The organism is Ramlibacter sp. GS1-15 (genome assembly GCF_057785015.1).
In genome coordinates this window covers 1,654,172-1,672,410 of the sequence record NZ_JBYNTU010000001.1, presented here as the reverse complement: position 1 = coordinate 1,672,410, position 18,239 = coordinate 1,654,172, and the positions used below count along the sequence as shown (strand labels likewise).

The 18,239-nt window shown below is 69.6% G+C and carries 15 protein-coding genes and 1 other RNA gene; 9 read left to right on the top strand and 7 right to left on the bottom strand.

Annotated elements, in window-relative coordinates; genetic code table 11:
- Positions 1-63 precede the first annotated feature (63 nt).
- Genes recR through dnaX form a run of 3 tightly spaced genes read right to left on the bottom strand, consistent with a single transcriptional unit; the run spans position 64 to position 2,753 of the window.
- On the bottom strand, positions 64-648 hold the full coding sequence (gene recR, locus AC3EF3_RS08420) for a recombination mediator RecR (protein ID WP_488531702.1): 585 nt from the start codon (positions 646-648) through the stop codon (positions 64-66).
- Positions 648-971 (bottom strand): YbaB/EbfC family nucleoid-associated protein, encoded by a 324-nt coding sequence (locus tag AC3EF3_RS08415; protein WP_488531701.1) that lies wholly within the window; start codon positions 969-971, stop codon positions 648-650. The genes recR and AC3EF3_RS08415 overlap by 1 nt, the downstream gene beginning before the upstream one ends.
- Positions 972-1,004: 33 nt before the next feature.
- Positions 1,005-2,753 carry a DNA polymerase III subunit gamma/tau gene (gene dnaX / locus AC3EF3_RS08410; protein ID WP_488531700.1) on the bottom strand — a complete coding sequence of 583 codons (1,749 nt, stop codon included), beginning with the start codon at positions 2,751-2,753 and terminating at the stop codon, positions 1,005-1,007.
- Positions 2,754-2,825: 72 nt separating this feature from the next.
- On the opposite strand from dnaX, the gene ffs reads away from it, so the two are divergent.
- Positions 2,826-2,922: signal recognition particle sRNA small type (gene ffs, locus AC3EF3_RS08405), an RNA gene on the top strand.
- Positions 2,923-3,026: 104 nt separating this feature from the next.
- A complete protein-coding gene (locus AC3EF3_RS08400; RefSeq protein ID WP_488531699.1) occupies positions 3,027-3,590 on the top strand; it encodes a hypothetical protein in 564 nt (187 codons plus the stop codon).
- 10 nt (positions 3,591-3,600) lie between these two features.
- Here the strand turns inward: AC3EF3_RS08400 and AC3EF3_RS08395 are convergent, their stop codons facing one another.
- Complete coding sequence (locus AC3EF3_RS08395) at positions 3,601-6,825, bottom strand: UvrD-helicase domain-containing protein (RefSeq protein WP_488531698.1); 3,225 nt, start codon at positions 6,823-6,825, stop codon at positions 3,601-3,603.
- Positions 6,822-9,287: a PD-(D/E)XK nuclease family protein gene (locus tag AC3EF3_RS08390; RefSeq protein ID WP_488531697.1), complete on the bottom strand. Its 2,466-nt coding sequence runs from the start codon at positions 9,285-9,287 to the stop codon at positions 6,822-6,824. Before AC3EF3_RS08390 ends, AC3EF3_RS08395 begins: the two co-directional genes overlap by 4 nt.
- Positions 9,288-9,457: 170 nt before the next feature.
- Between AC3EF3_RS08390 and trxA the strand changes: the two genes are divergently transcribed.
- The 7 genes from trxA to AC3EF3_RS08355 all read left to right on the top strand — a co-directional run bounded on the left by trxA (position 9,458) and on the right by AC3EF3_RS08355 (position 16,200).
- Positions 9,458-9,790 (top strand): thioredoxin TrxA, encoded by a 333-nt coding sequence (trxA, locus tag AC3EF3_RS08385; RefSeq protein WP_488531696.1) that lies wholly within the window; start codon positions 9,458-9,460, stop codon positions 9,788-9,790.
- Between the two features lie 168 nt (positions 9,791-9,958).
- Positions 9,959-11,224, top strand: coding sequence for a transcription termination factor Rho (rho, locus tag AC3EF3_RS08380; RefSeq protein ID WP_488531695.1), 1,266 nt, complete (start codon positions 9,959-9,961; stop codon positions 11,222-11,224).
- Between the two features lie 57 nt (positions 11,225-11,281).
- Complete coding sequence (locus tag AC3EF3_RS08375; RefSeq protein ID WP_488531694.1) at positions 11,282-12,010, top strand: ABC transporter substrate-binding protein; 729 nt, start codon at positions 11,282-11,284, stop codon at positions 12,008-12,010.
- Entirely contained in the window at positions 12,007-12,762 is a 756-nt protein-coding gene (locus AC3EF3_RS08370; protein ID WP_488531693.1) for an amino acid ABC transporter permease, read from the top strand. Before AC3EF3_RS08375 ends, AC3EF3_RS08370 begins: the two co-directional genes overlap by 4 nt.
- A gap of 69 nt (positions 12,763-12,831) precedes the next feature.
- Complete coding sequence (locus tag AC3EF3_RS08365) at positions 12,832-13,083, top strand: type B 50S ribosomal protein L31 (protein WP_488531692.1); 252 nt, start codon at positions 12,832-12,834, stop codon at positions 13,081-13,083.
- Positions 13,084-13,153: 70 nt separating this feature from the next.
- Positions 13,154-14,848, top strand: a complete 1,695-nt coding sequence (locus AC3EF3_RS08360) for a hypothetical protein (RefSeq protein ID WP_488531691.1) — start codon at positions 13,154-13,156, stop codon at positions 14,846-14,848.
- Positions 14,845-16,200 carry an MATE family efflux transporter gene (locus tag AC3EF3_RS08355; protein WP_488531690.1) on the top strand — a complete coding sequence of 452 codons (1,356 nt, stop codon included), beginning with the start codon at positions 14,845-14,847 and terminating at the stop codon, positions 16,198-16,200. The genes AC3EF3_RS08360 and AC3EF3_RS08355 overlap by 4 nt, the downstream gene beginning before the upstream one ends.
- Here the strand turns inward: AC3EF3_RS08355 and phoR are convergent.
- Both phoR and phoB read right to left on the bottom strand, forming a co-directional pair.
- Complete coding sequence (phoR, locus tag AC3EF3_RS08350) at positions 16,151-17,506, bottom strand: phosphate regulon sensor histidine kinase PhoR (protein WP_488531689.1); 1,356 nt, start codon at positions 17,504-17,506, stop codon at positions 16,151-16,153. The two genes, AC3EF3_RS08355 and phoR, sit on opposite strands and share 50 nt — an antisense overlap.
- 19 nt (positions 17,507-17,525) lie before the next feature.
- Positions 17,526-18,239: a phosphate regulon transcriptional regulator PhoB gene (gene phoB, locus AC3EF3_RS08345; protein WP_488531688.1), complete on the bottom strand. Its 714-nt coding sequence runs from the start codon at positions 18,237-18,239 to the stop codon at positions 17,526-17,528.

Sequence of the window (18,239 nt, the reverse complement as noted above, 5' to 3'; positions counted from 1 at the left end):
ATTGTGAAATGCGGATACGCCACCGTCTCTGCTCCTCGTCTTCTTGTCGGTCGATTTCTTGTTCTACCTGCGGTCCACCAGCGCGTGCGCGATGGTGCCCAGGTCCACGTATTCCAGTTCGCTGCCCGCCGGCACGCCGCGCGCCAGCCGCGTCACCCGCAAGCCCTTGGCCTTCAGCGCTTCGCCGATCACGTGCGCGGTGGCCTCGCCTTCGGCCGTGAAGTTCGTGGCGAGGATCACCTCCTGCACGAGGCCGTCCCCCGCGCGCTCGAACAGTTTGGCCAGGCCGATGTCCTTCGGGCCGACGCCATCGAGCGGGCTCAACTTGCCCATGAGGACGAAGTACAGGCCCCGGTAGGCCGACGTGCGCTCCACCGCCGCCTGGTCGGCCGGCGTTTCCACCACGCACAGCTTGCTGGCGTCACGCTGCGGATCGCGGCAGGTCGCACAGACCTCGCCTTCGGTGAACGTGTGGCAGCGGTTGCAATGCCGGATCTGCGTCGCCGCCCGCTCGAGCGACTGCGCCAGCACCTGCATGCCGCCGCGGTCGTGCTGCAGCAGGTGATAGGCCATGCGCGACGCCGACTTCACGCCGACCCCGGGCAGGCGGCGCAAGCTTTCGATGAGGGCGTCGAGCGCGCCGGCCATCAGAAGGGGAGCTTCATTCCCGGCGGCAGCCCGGCGGTGATCTTGCCGAGCTTTTCCTGCGAGGTTTCCTCGGCCTTGCGCACGGCCGCATTGAAGGCGGCGGCGACGAGATCCTCGAGCATGTCCTTGTCGTCCGCGAGCAGGCTCGGGTCGATCGCGACGCGCTTGACATCGTGCTTGCAGGTCATGGTGACCTTCACCAGGCCCGCGCCCGATTCACCCGTCACTTCGATCGTGGCGAGCTCGTCCTGCGCCTTCTTGAGGTTGTCCTGCATGGCCTGCGCCTGCTTCATGAGGCCGGCGAGCTGTCCCTTGTTGAACATGGTGCTTCCTTGAAATGAATGGGTCGAGCCGCGTCACACGGGCTTGATGCTGCCCGGCACGATTTTCGCGCCAAAGTCCCGCATCATGTCCTGCACGAAGGGGTCCTTCAGGATGATCTCCTCGGCCGCCTTCTGGCGCGCGTAGGCGGCCGCGGCGTTGCGCCGCGCGGGGCTGTCCGTGACGACGCCGACCTCGACGCTGAGTTTCACATCGTGCCCCGCCGCGCCAAGCGCAGCCTGCAGGCGGTCGCGGCTTGCCGGCTGGTTGAGCGATTCGCGCTCGACCCGCAGCATCCAGTGGCCTTCGTCGCGGGCCACCAGTTGCGACTGCAGCGCGAGTTCGCGGACCAGGGCCGTCACGGCTTCGCGCGCCACCAGCTCCTTGACGACTTGCTGCCAGAAATCGCCTTCGGGCGTGGCCGTGTATTCGGTCGCCGGCGCAGGCGCGGCATCGCGCGAGGATTCGGACTGCACGCGCACCGGCACGCCGACGACTTCGTTCTGCGGGCGGCCGTTGGGGGGCATCGGGCGCGGCGTCGGCTGCACTTGCTGCGGCCGGGGTTCGACGACGGGCAGGACGCGACCCGGCGGCGCGGCGACGGGCCTGACGGGCGGCGGGACGGGAGCGACAGCCCGCGCCGGCGCCGCCGCGGCTTCATTCAGAGTTTTTTTTTGACCCGTGCCCGGCGACTTGAACGCCAGCAGCCGCAGCAACACCATCGTGAGCGCCGCGTATTCGTCGGCCGCGAGGCCCAGCTCGGCGCGCCCATTCAGGCACATGCTGTAGAGCAATTGCGTCTCATCGGCCGGCATCGCCGCGGCCAGGCGCACGATCTGTCCGGTTTCTTCGTCACTGTCGTCGGCCGAGCCCGGCACCGCCTGGATCACGGCCATGCGCTGCAGCACGGCGCACATTTCCTCGAGCGTGGAGCCCGCCGAAAAGCCGTGCTCGCGCAACTGGTCGGAGACATCGACCACCGTCTTGCCGTCGCCCTGTGCGAGCGCTTCGATCAGGCGGAACACATGGCTGCGATCGACGCTGCCCAGCATCTGCCGCACGCCCGCTTCCTCGATGCGGCCGCCGCCGTAGGCGATCGCCTGGTCGGTGAGCGAGAGCGCGTCGCGCATCGAGCCGCGGGCCGCGCGTGCGATGAGGCGCAGCGCATGCGCATCGGCGGGGACCCCCTCGGCCGCGAGCACGTGCGTGAGGTGGCCGTGCACCGTCTCGGGCGCCATCGGCCGCAGGTTGAACTGCAGGCACCGCGACAGCACCGTGACCGGCACCTTCTGCGGATCGGTGGTCGCCAGCACGAACTTCAGGTACTCGGGCGGCTCTTCCAGCGTCTTGAGCATCGCGTTGAAGGCGTGGCCCGTGAGCATGTGCACTTCGTCGATCATGAAGACCTTGAAGCGGCCCTGCACCGGCTTGTACACGGCCTGCTCCAGCAGTGCCTGGACTTCCTCGACACCACGGTTCGACGCGGCATCCAGCTCGGTGTAGTCGACGAAACGGCCCGCATCGATCTCGCGGCACGGCTGGCACACACCGCAAGGCGTGGGCGTGATGCCGCCGTTGCCGTCGGGCCCGACGCAATTGAGCGCCTTCGCGAGGATGCGCGAGACCGTCGTCTTGCCGATGCCGCGCGTTCCGGTGAAGAGGTACGCGTGGTGCAACCGCTGCTGAGCCAGCGCATTGGTCAGCGCCTGCACGACGTGCTCCTGGCCGACCATCTCGGAGAAGGTCCGCGACCGGTACTTGCGGGCGAGCACGACGTACGACATCGCGGCGATTCTACGGGCATGCGCTCGCGCCGCTTCGACAGCAGCTGCGTCAACGCGCCTACAATACGCGCTGGCGGGCCTCCCCGCATGGCAAAGCGGCCAACCGGGTCAGGTGGGGAACCAAGCAGCCCTAACCGTGGAGCCAGTGCCGGGGGTAAGGCTCGTCAACTCCCCTTCTCTCCCGCAGGACGACCGCGCTATCCGGCAACGTCCGACAAACCTCCCCTCGACCCACCCGTAACCTGCTTTGCAGCGTTTGGGAGTGCTTGGGCCATGAAGGCGGTTGCCGGTTTCGCGCTTGTCGCTTGCGCCAGCCATGTCATTGCCGCTGGCTCGATGGTCACCCCCGACTGGCCGGGGCGGCCCCAGGTGGAGGTCTCCACCACGACCTTGCCGTACCTGGACGGCTTCGACCAGGCCACGCACTCTTCGCGCATGGGCGTCACGCTGCTGCCCCAACGTCGTTCCGCGGTGGGCGTCGCGTTCGGCCTGAGCAACCTCACGGGCGCGAACCCCGCCTACGGGCCCGCCGCCTACACGTCGGCGCCCTCGATGGATTTCGGCGTGCACTGGCGCTACAGGCTCGACGGCAACCACCGCTTCGACGTGACGGCCTACCGGCGCGTGCCCCCCACCACCGACGCGATCAGCATGATCGAAAGCCGCGACCCGAGCTACGGCGCCCGCGTGGAACTGGGCCTGGGCTCCATGCGCGGCAAGGGCAAGGGCTTCGTCGCCGACCGCGGCTTCGTCGGCTTCCAGCTCGAAAGCGGCGCGCGCGTGACCGTCAAGCGCAAGAACGGCGGGCCGATGTTCTACTACCGCAACGCGTTCTAGGAGCCTGGGCTCAGGGAACGAGCACCACGCGTCCCTGCGCGGTGAGGAAGGCCGCCTGCACGGCCGCACCCGGATGGATCGCCTGCAGCGCGGCGCGATAGCGCTGCATCTGCGCGACGAGCTCCGGCTTCAACTCGGGGCGGGCCGCGCTCTTGTAATCGAGCACCCACCACTCGCCGGTGGCCGCGCGGCGCACCAGACGGTCCACGCGCAGGAGTTCGCCCTCGTGGTGAAGCGGCACCTCGTTGGCGTGCCAGTCCACCACGCCCAGGTCCCAGACCCATGCGCCTTCGCCACAGGCCACACGCTGCGCCATCTCCGCGGCCTTCTGCGCTTCGCGCTCGTCGAGCGCGAACTCGCGCGCCACGCGCTTCAGTTGCGCGGAGGTGAACGACGCGGAACCGGTTGCCATCGTCTCCAGCAAACGGTGCATCGCCTGGCCCAGGCGCGATTCGGGCGAATCCTGCACGGGCACGAACCCCGCGGTCGCCCGGCTGGGGAGCGACGGCACGTGCCGCAGCACGAACCGCCGGTCGTGCGCAGCAGGCCGGGTCGGCGCGGGCGCGACTTCCGCCGGGATCGCCCACGGCTCGAGCCGCTGCCACCAGCTGCCCTCGCTGCCGTTGCGCGGCGCGACCGACGAGATCACGAGCCGCTCGCGCGCCCGCGTCATGGCCACGTACAGGCCGTTGAGTTCCTCCCGCAGGCGCAGGCCGCGTTCGACGTCGAGCGCTTCCGCGTTGCACGGCGGCGGATTCGATTCGCTCGCGATGAACGAGAAGCGCCACGGCGCCGGCGCCTCCCCTGGCCATTCGACCACCACGCCCATCGTTTCCGCGCGCGGCGGTGGTGCGTCGGTGTCGAGCAGGATCACGATGCGCGCTTCCAGGCCCTTCGCGCCGTGCACGGTCAGCAGGTTCACCACGCCCGCTCCCTGCGCTGCCGGCGCCTCGATGCCGCCCGCCTTCAGCGCACGCACGAAGGCATAGGGCGTGGGGTACCGACCGCCATTCCAGTCGAGCGCGGCGCCGAGCAGCGCGCGCAGGCGTGCGAGCACCAGGGGACGCATGGCTGCGGGTGCGGCGGCGCCGAAACGCGCGAGCACGTCGGCGTCCGCGTAGATGGCCGCCAGCGCATCGTGCGGCGGCAGGCGATCCACGAGCTGCTTCCAGCGCGCGAGCTGCGTACCCGCTTCGCGCAAGGGCGCAGGCATCGCGTCCTGCTGCAGCAGCTCGTACCACGAGGGAAACCGCTGCTCCTGGTCGCGCGCCCGGCGGGCGGCGAGCGCGATCGCGACCAGCGCCTCGTCGTCCATGCCGAACAGCGGCGACTTCAGCACGCGCGCGAGCGACAGGTCGTGCGTCGTCGAGACCAGCACGTCCAGCAACGCGGCGACGTCCTTCACTTCCGGCACTTCGCACAGGTCGGTCTTTTCCGGCTGCTGCGCGGGCACGTGGATGGCGCGCAATTCTTCTTCCATCACCGCGAGCCGGTCGCGGCGGCGCGCCAGCACCATGATGTCGCCGGCCGGCGTGCCTTGCGCGATGCGCCCGGCGATCCAGGCTGCGGCCTGGCGGCACTCGAGCGCCACCAGCCGCTCCTCGGGCAACTCGCGCGGCGTGGTCAGGCTGTCGCGCCACTCGATGCCGGGCTGCGCCTGCGGCCTGGCGATCGCGTCACGTTCGATGCGCGGCAGCCGCAGCACGCATCCCGCAGCGTTCGCCTCGGTCGTGTGGGCGCGAAAGCCGTCATAGAGGTTCTCGTCCTGCGCGGCCGACATCACGCGATTGACGACCGCCAGCACCTCGGGTGCATTGCGGTGGGTGTGGTCGCAGCTGAGGACGTCGCCCTCGAACGCCTGAGCGATGAACTCCTTGGCCGCGCGGAACACCTGGGGCTCGGCGCGGCGGAAGCGGTAGATGCTCTGCTTCGGGTCGCCGACGATGAACACGCTGGGCGCATCCGCACCGGCCCCCGCATAACCGGAAAGCCACGAGTTCAGCGCCTGCCACTGCAAGGGGTTCGTGTCCTGGAACTCGTCGATGAGCAGGTGGCGCGTGCGCGCGTCGAGCCGCTCCTGCACCCAGCCCGAAATCACCGGGTCCGACAGCATGGCCAGCGCCGCGCGCTCCACGTCGTTCATGTCGATCCAGCCGCGCTCGCGCTTGAGCGCGGCGAACTCCCCGATCACGATGCGCGCGAGCCGCGCCATGCGCTGCTGGTGCAGCCACGCTTCGTGCTGCAGCACCGCGGCGGCGAGGCGCAGGACGAGCTCCTGCGCAACCCGGACGTCGGCGATGCCCTCCAGCTTGTCGTTGAACCTGCGCGGCTCGCCTCCCTTGGTGAGCAGCGCGTCGAACACGTCTTCCAGATTCCCCCCGGAGACCGCGCGCTCGAGTTGGACGGCCTTCGCGGCGACACTGGGCGTGCCGCGGCCGAGAGCGCGGGACGCGGCGAACAGCGGCTCCCGCAGGGCGGGGGCGGCCAGCGCCTCGCGCGGCTCGCCCCAACCCGCGAACTCGGGGAACTGCGCGCCGAAGGGCTGGACGGATTCCTCCACCACCCGCAGCCTGTCCGCGAACTCGAACTCCACCCGTTTGGCGAGCAGCGCGGCCAGCGCCTTCTGCGTCTGCGAGCGGCCGTGCGCCGCCACGCTCGCCTCGTAGTCCGTTCGTGAGGCGTCGTTGCGCCACACGGCGGCGTAGAAGCGGCGCCACACGAGATCGATCGCCTCGTCGTCGCGTTCGAGCAATTCGTAGTTCGCCGGCAGCCCCAGGCGTTCCAGCACTGCCAGGGGTGCGTTGCGCAGCAGCGCCGCGAACCAGCTGTGGAAGGTGCGGATCTGCACGGGGCGCCCGCTGGCGAGCAGCTTCGCGTACAGGCCTTGCAGCGCGTCGATGTCCTCGGGACGCGGTTGGGCGATGCCGCGCGCGACCAGGGCCTCCCGCAGCTTGTCCTTGGGACAGGACGCGAACTCGGCCAGCCATTCGTGCAGGCGCTTGCGCATCTCGCCCGCGGCCTTCTTGGTGAACGTGATCGCGAGGATCTCGTGCGGCTGCGCGCCCGCAAGCAGCGCCCGCAGGATGCGCGACACCAGCATCCAGGTCTTGCCCGCACCCGCACAGGCCTCGACGGCGACGCTGCGGCGCGGGTCGCACGCGATCTCGTAGAAGCGCTCGCGCGTGACGCGCACGCCATCGTGCTCGTAGGCGAAATCGGGGGTTCGTGCGCTCATTCCCGGAAGTCCTTGCGGCACAGGCCCCGCGCGGCGCAGTACTCGCACGCCCTGCCTTCGCCGAGCGCGGGCAGCGGTGCGCCCTGCATGATGCGCTCCATGTCCTGCGTGATGCCGGCCAGCAGCAGATCGCGCGCCTCGCCCACGTCGGGCTGTTCGACGGTGCGCGTCTCTCCGCGTTCACCGACGTTGATGTAGGCGGCCCGCAATTCCGCGTCGCCAAGAAGGGCGGCGTAAAACGCGAGCTGCGTGTCCTCGCCGGGGTTCTTCACGCGCTCCTGCGAGACCGGGTAAGCCTCGGTCTTGTAGTCCATCACCATGCGACCGCCGCCACGCAGGCGGTCGACGCGGTCGATACGGCCGTAGAGCTTCAACGCGCCGAGGAGGCGCTCGTGTTCGCCCTCCGCTTCCTGGAATACCGCGCCTTCCGACGCCTCGTGTTGGTCCAACCAGGCCAGGTAGCCTTCGCGCACCCGCGGCCACGCCGCGCTGAAGGGCAGGAACTCGCCGTCGTCCAGCCGCATCTCCCGCTGGGTCGCGGCCGCGGCTTCGTCGAGCAACTGCACGCGCGCGGCGCCGGTCTCCCCGCTTTCCGCGAGTCGCGCATGGAAGGTGCTGAGCACCTTGTGCAGCCAGTTGCCGAAGTCGCGCTTGTCCAGATCCACGTCGATCTCGTCGGGCTCCTGCAGCCCGAGCTGACGCAAGGCGAAGAAGCGGTAGGGGCAGCGGCGCAGGTCCTCGTACGCACTCGCCGAGAGCCGGTCGACCGGCAACAGCCGTGCGACGGGTTTCGGCGGCAACGTCGCACGAACCTCGACGTCGCGCTGCTCGCGCGCATCGTCACCTTGCTCCGCCAGTCCCTGGAGCTGCAACTGCTGCACCAACGGGCTGGCCAGCACGGGCTCGCCGCTCTCGTCGGCACTGCGCCACAGGATGTCGCACACGGGCGCCCGCAGGGCCTGTTGCCAGGCACTGCGCGTTTCCTCTTCCAGCGCCTCGCGCGAAGGCAGGCCGAGCGCGCGGCGCTGTGCGGGCGTCCACGCGCCCGGCGGCTCGGACGATGCGGGCAGACGCGCCTCGTCGCAGCCGGGCAGCACGAGCGCGGCGAAGGGACGCCCGACCAGCAGGTGCAGCGGCAGGATCACGACTTGCGCCTCGTTCGCCGACGGCGGCATGAAACTCTGCGCTTCCAGCACGTCGTTGGCCCAGGCGGTGAATTCGGCGAAGCTGAATCGCTGGCGCGCGGGCATGAAGGATGCGAGCTCGGTGCGATCGATTTCGGACAGGCGCAGCGCCTGCAGGACCTGCACGCCGGCCGCGTCGCGTTCCAGCCACTGCCACTGGCCAGTCGCCTGCAGCATGACTCGCAAGTCCGTCAGCCACTGCGGCAACGGTCGCGCGGCCTGCATGCCTTCGCGCCATGTATTCACGCGTTCGAGCAAGGCTTGCTGCCCGTCGCCGAGGTCGCCCGGCCGCAGCGAGCGCCATTCGCGGATGCCCGCGCGCCGCACGCGCCGCTCGAGCGCCAGCACCGAGCCCGGCGCATGCGCCGGCGAATTCTTCAACCAGTCGATCACCGCGTCCGCGCCCGCGCTCCAGTGGCAGGCTCGCAAGGCGAGCATCACGTGCGCCGCAGACCGCGTCGTCGACAGGGTCCAGCCCGTCTCGTCGCGGATCGCCGCGCCCGCGTGCTCCAGCATTGCGCGGATGCGGCGCGTGAGCACACGGTCGACCGCGGCCAGCGCCACCGGCGCGCGTCCCTCGCGCACGTGGCGCAGCACGCAGGCCGCAGCGCGCTCGGCCTCGTCGGAGGGATCGAGCGCGGCGTGGAGCACCACGCGTCCCGGTGGTCCTTCGGCAATGAGCGGCAGCGCCTCCGACTTGGCCCGCAGCCGCCCGGCGACGGCGCCAGCCAGCGGCTCCTCGCGCAGGCCCCTCACGATGACGAGCAGGTCGACCTCACCCGCGACCTCGGGTTCGAGCAGGCGGTCGGTCGCAAACGAGGAAGCCGCGAGCCACTCGATGGCGATGGTGGCGACCGCGCCCTCGTGCGACAGCATGGGCGTGTCGAACGCAGGCGCGACCGATTCGCGCACACGCCCCGCCCAGGCCCGGCGCGAGCCCGGTTCGATCGCAGCCACGACGCCCGCGAGCTGCGCCGCCGCGTCGACAAGGCGTGGTGCCAGCAGGTCGACGTGCGCACCGAATCCCGCGCGGTCCAGCAGCGAACGCGCGGCGAGCAGGTCGCGCGCCATCTCGCCCGCGAAGTCCCCGGGGGCCGGGGCGAAGCCGGCGGCGGCACTCCAGGTGCCGGTGGTCTCGAAGCGCGGCAGGAATCCCGGCGCGGCGCCGACCGCCCACGCTTCGCGCGCCAGGGGCAGCAATTGCGTGAACGGCAGCAGGACGACCGTGCGTGCAGGATGTGCCGCGTGCGCCGCGATGAGTTCGCGCAAACGGCTCATCAGGCTGCGAACCGCCGCTTGCGCGTGATGGGTTTCCGCTATCGCATCCATAGCGGCCTGCAGTGCGTCCTTACGCCTTGTGCGGACTTGGTTTCTGTCACAATGACCCGACTGTACCGGCTAGGCGCCGCCACTCGCGAGCGGTGCACCCACAGAAAGGTGAATTCGTCATGGCCAGCGACCTGATCAAGCACATCTCCGACTCCACGTTCGAGGCCGACGTCCTGAAAGCGGACAAGCCGGTGCTGGTGGACTACTGGGCGGAATGGTGCGGACCGTGCAAGATGATCGCGCCGATCCTGGACGAAGTCGCGGGGACCTACGGCGACAAGCTGCAGATCGCGAAAATGAACGTCGACGAGAACCGCGACATTCCCGCGAAGTTCGGCATCCGCGGCATCCCCACGCTGATGTTGTTCAAGAACGGCGAGCTCGCCGCCACCAAGGTGGGCGCCATGAGCAAGGCGCAACTCACCGCCTTCCTCGACCAGCAGTTGAGCTAACGGAAAGATCAAGGGGCCACGCGGCCCCTTTTTGTTGACTATAATTTGTCCAGTTTCACCGGAAGGCCACCAGCCGACCGGTTCGAGTTTCCCGGTTCGAGAGGCACCCTCGCCTCGCCTTGAACCCTCCCCCAGATCCAAAAGAAAAACTCCGACACGGAGTCTTCCATGCACCTCAACGAACTCAAGGCCCTGCACGTCTCGGAAGTCCTCAAGCAGGCCGAGGAACTGGAGATCGAGAACACCGGCCGCATGCGCAAGCAGGAGCTGATGTTCGCCATCATCAAGAAGCGCGCGCGCGCCGGCGAACAGGTCTTCGCCGACGGCGTGCTCGAGATCCTGCCCGACGGCTTCGGCTTCCTGCGCAGCCCGGACACGAGCTACACCGCCAGCACCGACGACATCTACATTTCGCCCTCGCAGGTGCGCCGCTTCAACCTGCACACGGGCGACATGATCGAAGGCGAAGTGCGCACGCCCAAGGACGGCGAGCGCTATTTCGCTCTGACCAAGCTGGACAAGGTCAACGGCGGCGCGCCGGAGGACAACAAGCACAAGATCATGTTCGAGAACCTGACGCCGCTGTTCCCGCGGGAACAGATGCGCCTCGAACGTGACGGCTTCAAGGGCGAAGAGAACATCACCGGCCGCATCATCGACATCATCGCGCCCATCGGCAAGGGCCAGCGCGCGCTGATCGTGGCGCCGCCCAAGAGCGGCAAGACGGTGATGATGCAGCACATGGCGCATGCCATCGCGGCCAACTACCCGGACAGCTACATGATGGTGCTGCTGGTGGACGAGCGTCCCGAGGAAGTGACCGACATGCAGCGCTCGGTGAAGGCCGAAGTGATCGCGTCCACCTTCGACGAGCCGGCCGCCCGCCACGTGCACGTCGCCGAAATGGTGATCGAACGCGCCAAGCGCCTCGTCGAACTGAAGAAGGACGTGGTGATCCTGCTGGACTCGATCACCCGCCTGGCCCGCGCCTACAACAACGTCGTGCCCTCGTCGGGCAAGGTGCTCACCGGCGGTGTCGATGCGAACGCGCTGCAGCGGCCGAAGCGCTTCCTCGGTGCGGCCCGCAACGTGGAAGAAGGCGGCTCGCTCACCATCATCGCCACTGCCCTCATCGACACCGGCTCGCGCATGGACGAAGTGATCTTCGAGGAGTTCAAGGGCACCGGCAACAGCGAACTGCACCTGGACCGCCGCCTGTACGAAAAGCGCGTGTTCCCCTCGATCCAGCTCAATCGCTCCGGCACCCGCCGCGAGGAGCTGCTGCTGGCCCCCGAGGTGCTGCAGAAGACCCGCATCCTGCGCCAGTTCATGTACAACATGGACGAGATCGAGGCGATGGAGATGGTGCTCAAGTCCATGAAGGCGACCAAGAGCAACGTCGAGTTCTTCGACATGATGCGCCGCGGCGGCTGAGTACACTCCGGGCGCATGCGGATCCGCCGGCGCCCCCTCCTCCTCCTTCTTCCCCTCATGGCCGCGCTCCCGGGCGCGGCTTTCGCGCGTCCGCTCGACGCGATCCGCAAGAGCGGCAAGCTCGTGGCCGCCACGGAGGGCGCGTTCACGCCCTTCAACTACTTCGACGGCCCGAAACTCACGGGGTTCGAGGTCGAACTCGCCGAGCTGCTCGCGAAGAAGATGGGCCTGGCGATCGAGTGGAAGGCCGTCGGCTTCGACGCGCTCCTCACCGGCCTTGCGCAGGACCGCTGGGACCTCGCGATCGCCTCGCACGGCATCACCGACGAGCGCGCCAGGGCGGTGACCTTCATGGCACCGCACTACTGCTCGGGCGGCATGATCGTGGCGCGCGATGCATCGATCGCCACCGCGAAGTCGCTGGCCGGCAAGACCGTCGCCGTGCAGACCGGCACCACGTACCTAGAGCACGTCACGCGGCTCGGGACGGCGCGGGACGTCAAGAATTTCCCGTCGGATGCCGATGCGCGCTCCGCGCTGGCGGCCGGACGGGTCGATGCGTGGGTGACGGACCGGTTCACGGCCATCGAATCCGCACGCAAGAACCCGGCGCTGAAGCTGCACCTGGGCGACCTGTTGTTCACCGAGCGCATCGCGGCCGCGGCGGCGAAGGGCAATGCCTCGCTTGCAAGCGCGTGGAACGAGGCGCTGGCCGCCGCCATGGCCGACGGCAGCTACGCCGCGCTGTCGAAGAAGTATTTCGGCGAAGACGTGCGCTGCCGATGAGCGCGGCTCGCGCGGCGCGCAGCAACGCCCTCCTCGCCGCGACGGCCGTGCTGCTCGTCGCCGTGCTCGCGGGCCTGGGCGAGGTGCTGTCGTGGCTGCCCGACCCCATCGGCAACAACGCACAGCAGTTCGCGTCGGGCGCGCGCACGACGCTCGCCCTGACCGTGGTTTCCGGCGCGATCGGCCTCGTGCTCGGTCTCGTGGCGGCGCTGGCACGCACCTCCGGAAACCCGCTCGCGGCCGGCCTTGCCGGCTCCTACATCTGGCTCATCCGGGGCACGCCGCTGCTGGTGCAGATCCTCTTCGTGTACTTCGCGCTGCCGGTGCTGCTGCCGGCCGTGACGCTGCCGGACTTCGCGGCGGCCGTGATCGCGCTGGCCGTCAACGTCGGCGCCTACAACGCCGAGGCCGTGCGGGGCGCGCTGCTCGCGGTGCCCCAGGGCCAGCGCGACGCGGCCGTGGCGCTCGGGATGCGCCCGCGCGCGGTCCTGGCGCACGTGGTGCTCCCGCAGGCCGCCCGCGTGGCCCTGCCGCCGCTGGCGAGCAACGTCGTGGCGCTGCTGAAGGACTCGTCGCTGGCCTTCGCGATCGGGGTCGTGGAACTCACCAACGTCGGCAATCGCGTGCAGGCGGTGACTTTCCAGCCGGTAGCCACGCTGGCCACGACCGCCTGCATCTACCTGTTGCTGACCACGGTCCTCACCCGCTTCGCCGCGGCCCTGGAGCTCCGGCTGGACCACGACCGGCTATAATTCCCGGTTTCCCGCGGAAAGTACTCCAGAAGGGCTGGAGCGGCTGCCGCAGACGACCCAGGAAAGATCATGAAAGAAGGCATCCACCCCAACTACCGCGAAGTGCTCTTCGTGGACCTCTCCAACGGCTTCAAGTTCGTGACGCGCTCGTGCGTCACGACCAAGGAAACGGGCAAGGCCGACGACGGCCGCGAGCTGCCGCTCTTCAAGCTCGACACCTCGAGCGAGTCGCACCCCTTCTACACGGGCACGCAGAAGTCCGTGGACAACATGGGCGGCCGCGTCGAGAAGTTCCGCAACCGCTTCGGCACGAAGAAGTAATCCTTCCTCGCGCAAGCAAAGGGCAGCCCAGGCTGCCCTTTGTTTTTGCAGCCCCATAATCGCGGGTCACGTGAACCAGCCCACTCCCGCCATCGTCGCCCAGGACGCGGTGCGCCGCCTTCCGCGCGCGGTGCTCTTCCTGTTCTGCCTTGCGTACGTCGTGCCAGGCTTCGTCGGCCGCGGGCCGTGGAAGAGCGCGGATATCACGAGCTTCGGCCACATGTTCGAACTGGCGCGCGGCCATGCGTCCTGGTTCGCCCCTACGCTGCTCGGGCGGCCGCCGGAGTTCGATGCGCTGCTGCCCTACTGGCTCGGCGCCTGGGCCATCGAAGTCGCCCCCGCGTGGGTCACGCCCGACTTCGCGGCGCGCGTGCCCTTCATCGCGCTGCTCGCGCTCACGCTGTCGGCCACCTGGTACGGCGTGTACTACCTGGCGCGCAGCCCGCAGGCGCAGCCGGTGCCCTTCGCGTTCGGCGGCGAGGCCAAACCCACGGATTACGCGCGCGCGATGGCCGACGGCGGCCTGCTCGCGCTCGTCGCGTGCCTCGGTCTCGCCCAGTTCTCGCACGAGACCACGCCTTCGCTCGCGCAGCTCGCCTTCACCGCCACGGCCTTCTACGGCATCGCCGCGCTGCCCTACCGCCCGTGGGCCGCGGGCATCGGGCTTTTTGCCGGACTGCTCGCACTGACGCTTTCCGGCGGGCCCTCGATGGCCGCGCTCTTCGGCGCCGGCGGCATGCTCGTCGCCTTCTTGCGTCGCGGCGACGCGCCGGAAAGCGGGCAGCCGCATCCGGGCGTCCAGGCCCTCGTGATCGCTGCAGCGGTGGCGGTTGGCGCGGCGCTCGCCACCGCGCTGGACCTGTGGCACTGGCGGGTGGACCTGCCGGCATCGTCGCACGAGTGGCGTCCCGAGCTGCGGCTGTTCCTGTGGTTCGCCTGGCCCGCCTGGCCGCTGGCGATGTGGACGCTGTGGCGTTGGCGGCGGCAGGTGGCCAGCCAGCACGTGGCGCTGCCGCTGTGGTTCGTCGCGGTGGCGATCGGGACCATGCTGTCGACCCCGACCTCCGACCGTTCGCTGCTCCTGGCACTCCCGGCCCTTGCGACCCTGGCCGCCTTCGCCCTGCCCACGTTCAGCCGCAGCGCCGCCGCATTGATCGACTGGTTCACGCTGCTGTTCTTCACGGCCTGCGCGATCGCCATCTGGGTGGTGTGGCTGTCGCTGCAGACGGGCATCCCTGCCAAGCCCGCCGCCAACATCGCGCGGCTCGCGCCGGGCTTCGTTCCCAGCTTCTCGCTCATCGCGCTCGCCGTCGCACTCGCCGGAACGCTGGCCTGGGGCTGGCTCGTGCGCTGGCGCACGGGGCGCCACCGCCAGGTGATCTGGAAAAGCCTCGTGCTGCCCGCATCGGGCACGGCCTTGTGCTGGCTGCTGCTCATGACGCTGGGCCTGCCGGTGCTGGATTACGCGCGCAGCTACAGCCCGCTGGTGCACAACGTCGCGAGGTACGTCGACACACCGGGTTGCGTGGAGGAGCTGGGCCTGAGCCGCGCGCAGCTCGCCGCCTTCACCTATCACGGCGCCATGGACCTGCGCCCGGCCGCGCAGTCGCAGAGCTGCCCCTGGCTGCTGGTTTCGGCGACCGTGCAAGCGGCCGCGCACGTGGCGCTCGACATGCGGCAATGGCAGCTCGTCGCCAGCGTGCGCCGGCCGTCCGACAGCGACGAAAACGTCCTCGTCTACCGCAGGGCACCCGCGACACGGTGAGCGACTTCCGCCAGAGCGAGTTCGGGATCATCGCCCGCCACGCGTCCACGGTCCTGGTGGGCCAGCTGGCCGTGATGGCGTTCGGCATCTGCGACACCATCGTGGCCGGCCGCTATTCCGAACAGGCGCTCGCCGCGCTGTCGGTCGGTGCGGCGGTCTACATCACCGTGTTCGTCGCGCTGATGGGCGTGCTGCAGGCCCTGCTGCCCACCTGGGCCGAGCTGCATGGCGCGCAACGCCACCATGAACTGGGCCGCTCGGTGCGGCAGGCGCTGTATCTCGCGCTGCTGGGCATGTCGGTCGGCGCCGTGGCGCTGCTCTTTCCGGGACAGCTGCTGCGCCTGACCGAAGTGCCGGCCGCACTCGAGGGCGACGTGGGCCGGTACCTCGGCGTGCTGGTCTTCGCGCTGCCCGCCGCCCTGCTCTTTCGCATGTACAGCACCTTGAACCAGAGCCTGGGCCACCCGAAGCTCGTGACCTGGCTGCAGGCGATGTCGCTGCTGGTGAAGGTGCCGCTGACGATCTGGTTCGTATTCGGCGGGCTGGGGATCGAGCCGCAGGGCGCCGTGGGATGCGCGTGGGCCACCGTGTGCGTGAACTGGCTGATGATCGCCGTCGCCGCATGGACCTTGCGCACGCAGCACCTGTACCGGCCTTACGCGATCTGGCAGGCGCTCGAGCGGCCGCACTGGCCGACCATCGCGGAGTTCGCGCGCCTGGGCGTTCCGGGCGGGCTGGCGGTGATGGTCGAAGTCACCTCCTTCACCCTGATGTCGCTGTTCATCGCGCGGCAAGGCACGGTGGCTTCGGCGGCCCACCAGATCGCCGCCAACCTCGCGGCCGTGATGTACATGGTGCCGCTGTCGCTGTCCATCGCGACCAGCGCGCGCGTGAGCTTCTGGCTCGGCAGCGGCGACACCCGGCGCGCCCGCCACGTGATCCGCACCGGCTTCAAGATGGGCCTGGCGATGGCACTGCTCATGTCGGGCACGATGTTCCTGGGTCGCACGCAGATTGCCGCCGTCTATTCGCCCAACGCCGATGTGGTGGCCGTGGCTTCGGGCCTGCTGGCCTGGCTGGCGGTCTACCACCTCGGCGACGCGTCGCAGGCCATGTGCGTGTTCGTGCTGCGCTGCTACCGCGTGGTCATCGCGCCTTTCGTCGCCTATGCCGTGCTGCTGTGGGGCGTGGGCCTGGCGGGCGGTTACGCGCTGGCCTATGTCGGGCTCGGCCCGGTGTCCGCGCGACACTCGCCGGCCGCGTTCTGGACCGGGGGCGCCATCGCGCTGCTGCTGCTCGCGCCTAGCCTGGCTGCGATTCTGTGGCGGGCCGTGCGGCGGTCCCGGGGCTGACCGCCGGTCGCACGCGCGAAGCCGGCAGCACGATCGCGAACGTCGACCCCGCGCCGGGCCGGCTCTCGATCTTCAGTTCGCCGCCGTGCCGCTGCACGACGTGCTTCACGATCGCCAGGCCCAGTCCCGTGCCGCCGGTCTCGCGCGAGCGGCTGCGGTCGACGCGGTAGAAGCGCTCCGTCAGGCGCGGCAGGTGCTCGGACGCGACGCCCGGCCCCGTGTCGGTCACCGAGAACTCCGCGCGGCCATCGGGCAGGCGCTGCCAGCGCACGTCGATGCGCCCGCCGCTCGGCGTGTAGCGGATGGCGTTGCTCACCAGGTTCGACATCGCGCTCTGCAGCTCGCTCGTCGCGCCCGCGACCTCCAGCGGTGGTGCAGGCGCGACGTTGATCTGGTGCGCCTTGCCGAGCACGTCGGCCAGCGCACGCGCTTCCTCGTCGCACTGCGCGGTGAAGAGGGCCAGCGGCGTCCATTCGGCGAGCCCTGGCGGCGGGCTGCCCTCGAGCCGCGACAACGTCAGCAGGTCATTGACCAGCGTCTGCATGCGGTGCGCCTGCTGCGCCATCATCGCCAGGTAGCGGGATCGCTCCTCTTCGGGAAGCGGCAGGCTTTGCAATGTTTCGACGAAGCCCGTGAGCACCGTCAGCGGCGTGCGGATCTCGTGCGACACGTTCGCGACGAAGTCGCGCCGCATCACTTCGGCCTGCTCCACGCCGGTGATGTCGCGCGAGAGCAGCAGCTTGCGGCCGTGCCCGTAGGGATGCAGGTGCACCGACAGCTTCATCGGCCGCGCCGGCGTGCTGTCGCGCCCGACGATCGCCACCTCGTGCGAGAAATCGCGCGAAGCGTAGTACGCCGTGAAGACCGGGTCGCGCAGCAGGTTGCCGATCAGCTGCTCGCGGTCGCGCTCGGGATCGATGCCCAGGTGCTGCTGCGCCGTCTGGTTGCTCCACTCGATCCGGCCTTCGGTGTCGAGCAGCACGACGCCATTGGGCGACGCCTGGATCGCCGAGAGGAAATGCTGCAGGCGCTCGCCGACCTCCTCGGCCTGCTGTTCGCGCGCGCGCAGGCCGCGCCGCATGCGGTCCGCCACTTCGCCCCACAGGCCGCGCACCTGCGGCGCCTGCGCCGGCGAGCCCGAACGCAGCCAGTGCAGGACGCGCACGCCGCGCATCAGGTCGACGAGGAACCAGCCGATCGCGCCGCCCGCGAGGCCGATGAACGCGCCGCCCTCGCCCGCCGCGATCCAGCCCGCGATCGCGGGCACAAGGAGCGTCGTGAGGAACGTCGCGATGCGAAAGAACATGGGATCGAGCCGCGCGGGCTCAGGCCGCCGACCTGTCGCCGATGGGGACCTGCCCCGAGATCCGGTAGCCGGCGCCGCGCACGGTTTCGATCATCGCGCCGGCCGCGCCCAGCGACTCGCGCAGGCGCTTCACGTGCACGTCGACCGTGCGTTCCTCGATGAACACGTGGTCGCCCCACACCTTGTCCAGCAGCTGCGAGCGGCTGTGCACACGCTCGGGGTGCTTCATCAGGTAGTGCAACAGCTTGAATTCGGTCGGGCCCACCTTGATGGACCGGTCGTTCCAGGTGACACGATGGGTGGACGCGTCGAGCACCAGGCCGCCGAGCGACACGGTGTCGTTCACCTGTTCGGGCGCGCGCCGGCGCAGCACCGCGCGGATGCGGGCGAGCAGCTCCTGCGTGGAGAACGGCTTGGTGACGTAATCGTCGGCGCCGGCGTCCAGGCCCGCGACCTTGTCGGGCTCGTCGCCGCGCGCGGTGAGCATCAGGATGGGAATGGGCTTGGTGCGCGCGTCCGCGCGCCACTTGCGCGCCAGCGTCAGCCCGCTCTGGCCCGGCAGCATCCAGTCGAGCAGGATCACGTCGGGCATGACCGCATCCAGTTCGCGCTGGGCGGCCGCGCCGTCCTCGGCCCACACCGGCTGGAAGCCGTTGTGGCGCAGGTTGACGGCGATCAGCTCCGCGATGGACGGCTCGTCTTCGACGATGAGCACGCGGGGTTGGTTCTTCAT

Bases quoted from the DNA above. Each gene is read 5' to 3' on its own strand.
- recR (WP_488531702.1), bottom strand. From the start codon at position 648: ATGGCCGGCGCGCTCGACGCCCTCATCGAAAGCTTGCGCCGCCTGCCC.
- AC3EF3_RS08415 (WP_488531701.1), bottom strand. From the start codon at position 971: ATGTTCAACAAGGGACAGCTCGCCGGCCTCATGAAGCAGGCGCAGGCC.
- dnaX (WP_488531700.1), bottom strand. From the start codon at position 2,753: ATGTCGTACGTCGTGCTCGCCCGCAAGTACCGGTCGCGGACCTTCTCC.
- AC3EF3_RS08400 (WP_488531699.1), top strand. From the start codon at position 3,027: ATGAAGGCGGTTGCCGGTTTCGCGCTTGTCGCTTGCGCCAGCCATGTC.
- AC3EF3_RS08395 (WP_488531698.1), bottom strand. From the start codon at position 6,825: ATGAGCGCACGAACCCCCGATTTCGCCTACGAGCACGATGGCGTGCGC.
- AC3EF3_RS08390 (WP_488531697.1), bottom strand. From the start codon at position 9,287: ATGAGCCGTTTGCGCGAACTCATCGCGGCGCACGCGGCACATCCTGCA.
- trxA (WP_488531696.1), top strand. From the start codon at position 9,458: ATGGCCAGCGACCTGATCAAGCACATCTCCGACTCCACGTTCGAGGCC.
- rho (WP_488531695.1), top strand. From the start codon at position 9,959: ATGCACCTCAACGAACTCAAGGCCCTGCACGTCTCGGAAGTCCTCAAG.
- AC3EF3_RS08375 (WP_488531694.1), top strand. From the start codon at position 11,282: ATGGCCGCGCTCCCGGGCGCGGCTTTCGCGCGTCCGCTCGACGCGATC.
- AC3EF3_RS08370 (WP_488531693.1), top strand. From the start codon at position 12,007: ATGAGCGCGGCTCGCGCGGCGCGCAGCAACGCCCTCCTCGCCGCGACG.
- AC3EF3_RS08365 (WP_488531692.1), top strand. From the start codon at position 12,832: ATGAAAGAAGGCATCCACCCCAACTACCGCGAAGTGCTCTTCGTGGAC.
- phoR (WP_488531689.1), bottom strand. From the start codon at position 17,506: ATGTTCTTTCGCATCGCGACGTTCCTCACGACGCTCCTTGTGCCCGCG.
- phoB (WP_488531688.1), bottom strand. From the start codon at position 18,239: ATGAAGAACCAACCCCGCGTGCTCATCGTCGAAGACGAGCCGTCCATC.